We start from the raw sequence: 4,395 nt of genomic DNA, 5'->3' as shown, positions 1-4,395 counted from the left end.
ATTTGTTTCAAGCTGTTTACCCTGGATTAACCATTTCGGGCGAGCCTGCATTTGTCTTCTCTTGGAGACACCCACCATCACCCAACGCCTTCGGCGGGAGCTTGTCTCCCGCCACTTTTCTATTGGGGCTCAGTGGGGCCGGCGTATCCAGTAATTGTGCACAAGCCGCTATTTGGCACTTGAACCTGCCCCCCGCTCTGGCTATTCCCCCCATCACAGCTGTTCCGCGATAGCTCAGTTGGTAGAGCGTTCGACTGTTAATCGAATGGTCGCAGGTTCGAGTCCTGCTCGCGGAGCCACTCTTTCCCAAAAATCCAAATTTCGATACCCGCGATGCATGAGCAAGGCGTTGGTTCGCCAAGTCATCAAAAGCCTCAACGCGTGGTCGCGAATCGAAAATAAAAAGCTGGAGAATGGTGCCCGGGGGCGGAATCGAACCACCGACACGCGGATTTTCAATCCGCTGCTCTACCCCTGAGCTACCCGGGCGGGCCAAGCGGGGAAGCGGGTACATATCCAAGCGCGGCTGGCTTGTCCATGACGATTTCAGTGGTCGTCTGCATCCTCATCCGGCGCGAGCGGGTCGGGAATGTCCTCGGCGTCCTCTGCGGGCCGCCCGGTGATGACATAACCGCCGGTCAGCCATTGGCCGAGATCGGCATCAGCGCAGCGCTTCGAGCAGAAAGGGCGGTAGTCGGCGAGGACCGGATGCTTGCGGCAACGCGCGCAGCGCGGTGTCCTCTGGTCAGGGGAAACAGGCTTGCTCATGCCCCGCGCCTTACCTCAGCTGCCCCGCCTGTGTGAGCCCTGATGTTCAGCCGCGCGCCATATTTTGCCGCAAGGCGCACATCCGCATCGGGATGTTGCGCAGCGAGCCAGCGATGAACGGCCTCGGGCAGGGCCAGGGTCAGCGGGCCCAGGCGGGTCTGCTGCGCCTCGCGCTCCAGCTGGCGCAGACCGTCCAGAGCAATCGTCTCCGGCCGCAAACCGCTGGTCTCATCGTAAACGTGCTCGGACAGCGGCGTGATCCACCAGCCGCTTGAGGCTTCCATCAGGCCAAGTTGAGAGGGCCTGAGGGCTTTTGCAGGGCGCGATGAGTGTTCGGCCCATGCGGCCTGAAATGTGTCGCGAATGGACGGGCCAGCTTCGCGGGTCATCGGCGCGATACAGTCGAGCACGAACAATCCGCCGAGACCGCGCAGCAATATCTGGCGCGCGAGGGCCTGGGCAGCTTCCCGGTTGATCGAGAGGGCGCGGGCGGCGGCGCTGCCGCGCTGGGCACGGCCCGCCGTGTCGATATCCGCGGCCGTCAGCGCCCGTGTCCGCTCAATACGCAGCCGGCCGCCGCCGGTAAGAGTCACATCCAGCAGCAGGGCATCCTCGAAGGCCGCCTCCAGGCGCGGGTCGCCCGGCAGCGCCGCCTCGACAGGCGCGTCAGCGCCGCCCTTCAAGCCCGCGCGCCAGGCAGCGGCGCCGGATGGGCCCGGAGCTGTCCCGGCAGGTATGATCTGCGCGCGTGGCAGTTTTCCGCCCCGCGCTTCGGCTAGGATTTCCACCCGCACACGCGCGCCCTCAGCAAAGGCCGGTGTTTGCGGCGTGCGTCGGATGAATGCGGCCCCCGCTCCGTCCAGTTCAGCAAACATGCCGCCAGCGCCAACCTCTACGGCCCCAATTCGCGCCTCATACTGCGCGCCGAGGCGCACCGGGTTTGTCTCGCGCTCGAGATAAAGCGCTACAGGCTCGCCGCCCGCATCCAGCGCTGCCCAGCGGGTTTCCCCGACAGTCTCCTCGCGCAGGATTCTGGCGACCGACATCCGGTCAGGAAATCTGGCGGATCAGGGCGGCAGTGACCGCATCGCCCGCCTTGTCCGGCGTATCGAGGACGGCCTTGATGCGCCCAGCCATCGTCTTGCCGCGCTCCACGCCCCACTGGTCGAACGGGTTCACGCCCCAGAGCTTGCCGGCAAAATAGGTCCGGTGCTCATACAGCGCGACCAGCGCGCCGAACGCTTCCGGTCCGAACGCGGCATGGCTCAGGAAGCTCGACGGGCGGCCCCCGGCATGGACTTTCTGAGCGGCCACGGCGGGGCTGACGCTCGGTTCCTCATCCTGAACTTCACTCAATGTCCGGCCATTCGCGAGCACTTCGGCCTGGGCGAGCGCATGCGCATTGAGCGCCGCAAGGCCCTCGCCATCGCGGGTCCGGTCCGGTGCCAGGATGATTTCGCAAGGTACATCCTGCGAGCCCTGGTGCAGCCATTGGTGATAGGAATGCTGGCCGACGGAACCTTCGCCGCCCCAGAGCGCCGGGGCAGTCGGCGGCGGGACGGTCTCACCGTTGGAGTTCACGGATTTGCCATTCGATTCCATTTCCAGCTGCTGGAGATAGGTCGGCAGCAGGCGCAGGCGGTTGGCATAAGCGAGCAGGGCGCGCATCGGCCGTTCGCGCACCGAGGTGTTCCAATAGTCGAGCAGCGCCAGCCGCATGGCCGCATTGGATTCCAGAGGCGCGGTGCGGACATGTTCGTCCATGGCATGCGCGCCATTGAGGATTTTGCGGAATGTCTTCGGCCCGAGATAGATCATGCAGGCGAGCGACGCGACCGACCAGAGTGAGAAGCGCCCGCCGACCGACAGCGGCATTTCAAACAGATGCGCGTCTGCGCCGCCGAGCCAGGCCCGCGCCTTGTCAGGATTGGCGGTTACAAGCGCCAGGTGATGCGCGGATTTCGTGCCGAGCTTGGCTTTCAGCCAGTCATGCGCGCGGGCGAGATTGTAGAGCGTCTCCTCGGTGCCAAAGGATTTGGAGACGCCGATGACCAGCGTTGTCGCCGGGTCGAGCCCTGCGAAGGCGCGGTCGAGGTCATAGGGGTCGACATTGGCGGCGAAACGCAGGGTCAGGGAGGGCAGCGCCAGGTCCTCGAACGCATCGGCGATCAGGCGCGGCCCGAAATCGGAGCCGCCGATGCCGATGTGGAGCACCGCCGCGAAGGGCCGGCCATCCGCGCTGACGATCTCGCCGCGGCGGATCTTTCCGGCGAATTCAAGCGCCGGCAGCACGCTCTGGCGCACGGTTTCCGCTTCGCCGCTGAGCGGGGCTGGCGCCCGGAGCGCCCAATGCAGGGCAGGGCGGTTCTCGGAAGGGTTCACGATGACGGCGCCAAACAGGTCTGCCGCTGCACTGGTGAGCCCCTTGCTTTCGCCGAAAGCGAGGAGCGCGGCTTCGGCGGCCTCATCCAGGAATTGGCGCGCTGTGCTGATCTGCCAGCCAGCAGCTTCAACAGGTTCCAGCGCGGCGCGGGCGGCTGCAAGACCCTTCAGACCGTGTTGGTTGAGACGTTTCGCATGTTCGGCAAGTTCAGAGCGCATGGATATCCCCATTCCGGTTTGTCAGGCAGCGCGCTTATCGGGCGGTGCGCGCCGGGGCGCAAGGCCTGCCAATACAGGCATTTGACCGGTACAAGCCCGCTTGAAACGCCTGTCACACATGGGTATGACGCGCCACTTGACGGTCGATGCGCCGGAAAAGCGTTGAGGTACAACCAGTCCGGCGGGCCGGACGCGAACAAAGAGTAAGGAGAGGCCCGATGGGCAAGGCAAAGTTTGAGCGTAACAAGCCGCACGTGAACATTGGCACGATCGGCCACGTTGACCACGGCAAGACGACGCTGACGGCGGCGATCACGATTGTGCTGTCGAAGTCGGGCGGTGCGACGGCGAAGAATTACGCCGACATCGACGCGGCGCCGGAAGAGAAGGCGCGCGGCATCACGATCAACACCGCGCACGTCGAGTATGAGACGGCCAACCGTCACTATGCCCACGTCGACTGCCCCGGCCACGCTGACTATGTGAAGAACATGATCACCGGCGCGGCGCAGATGGACGGCGCGATCCTGGTGGTGAACGCCGCCGACGGCCCGATGCCGCAGACCCGCGAGCACATCCTGCTGGCCCGTCAGGTCGGCGTGCCGGCGCTGGTCGTCTACATGAACAAGGTCGACCAGGTCGATGACGAGGAGCTGCTCGAGCTCGTCGAGATGGAAGTGCGCGACCTGCTCTCTTCCTACAACTTCCCCGGCGATGACATCCCGATCATCAAGGGCTCGGCCCTGGCTGCGGTCGAAGACCGTGATCCGGAAATCGGTGAGAAGTCGGTCATCGCGCTGATGGCGGCTGTGGATGAGTACATCCCGACACCGGAGCGTCCGCTGGACAAGCCCTTCCTGATGCCGGTCGAGGACGTGTTCTCGATCTCCGGCCGCGGCACGGTGGTGACCGGCCGGGTCGAGCAGGGCATCCTGAAAGTCGGCGACGAGATCGAAATCGTCGGTATCCGCGCGACCACCAAGACGACCTGCACGGGCGTCGAGATGTTCCGCAAGCTGCTCGACC

At 64.8% G+C, this 4,395-nt stretch carries 4 protein-coding genes and 2 tRNA genes; 2 read left to right on the top strand and 4 right to left on the bottom strand.

Annotated features, from left to right (window positions below; all coding sequences use genetic code 11):
• Window positions 1-223 precede the first annotated feature (223 nt).
• Window positions 224-299, top strand: a tRNA-Asn gene (locus tag ACK4SV_RS16000).
• Between the two features lie 115 nt (window positions 300-414).
• Here the strand turns inward: ACK4SV_RS16000 and ACK4SV_RS15995 are convergent.
• From ACK4SV_RS15995 to ACK4SV_RS15980, 4 genes are all read right to left on the bottom strand, one after another.
• Window positions 415-489: transfer RNA gene (locus ACK4SV_RS15995), tRNA-Phe, on the bottom strand.
• Between the two features lie 57 nt (window positions 490-546).
• Window positions 547-768, bottom strand: coding sequence for a DNA gyrase inhibitor YacG (locus ACK4SV_RS15990; RefSeq protein WP_409918841.1), 222 nt, complete (start codon window positions 766-768; stop codon window positions 547-549).
• The gene (locus ACK4SV_RS15985) at window positions 765-1,814 is read right to left on the bottom strand and encodes a ribonuclease E/G (protein WP_409918840.1); all 1,050 of its coding nucleotides are present in this window, start codon (window positions 1,812-1,814) and stop codon (window positions 765-767) included. Before ACK4SV_RS15985 ends, ACK4SV_RS15990 begins: the two co-directional genes overlap by 4 nt.
• Before the next feature lie 4 nt (window positions 1,815-1,818).
• Window positions 1,819-3,369 carry a glucose-6-phosphate isomerase gene (locus ACK4SV_RS15980; protein ID WP_409918839.1) on the bottom strand — a complete coding sequence of 517 codons (1,551 nt, stop codon included), beginning with the start codon at window positions 3,367-3,369 and terminating at the stop codon, window positions 1,819-1,821.
• A 218-nt stretch (window positions 3,370-3,587) separates the two neighbouring features.
• Here ACK4SV_RS15980 and ACK4SV_RS15975 point away from each other — a divergent pair.
• Window positions 3,588-4,395, top strand: an 808-nt coding sequence (locus tag ACK4SV_RS15975) for an elongation factor Tu (protein ID WP_409918838.1), incomplete at its 3' end; no start/stop codon positions are given.

The sequence above is a fragment of the Hyphomonas sp. genome (assembly GCF_046313735.1).
In the GTDB taxonomy this organism is placed as follows: Bacteria; Pseudomonadota; Alphaproteobacteria; order Caulobacterales; family Hyphomonadaceae; genus Hyphomonas.
Note: the sequence above shows the minus strand (reverse complement) of the source record. Positions and strands in the feature narration are given on the sequence as shown.

Coding starts and splice junctions, on each gene's coding strand:
- ACK4SV_RS15990 (WP_409918841.1), bottom strand. CDS start 768: ATGAGCAAGCCTGTTTCCCCTGACCAGAGGACACCGCGCTGCGCGCGT.
- ACK4SV_RS15985 (WP_409918840.1), bottom strand. CDS start 1,814: ATGTCGGTCGCCAGAATCCTGCGCGAGGAGACTGTCGGGGAAACCCGC.
- ACK4SV_RS15980 (WP_409918839.1), bottom strand. CDS start 3,369: ATGCGCTCTGAACTTGCCGAACATGCGAAACGTCTCAACCAACACGGT.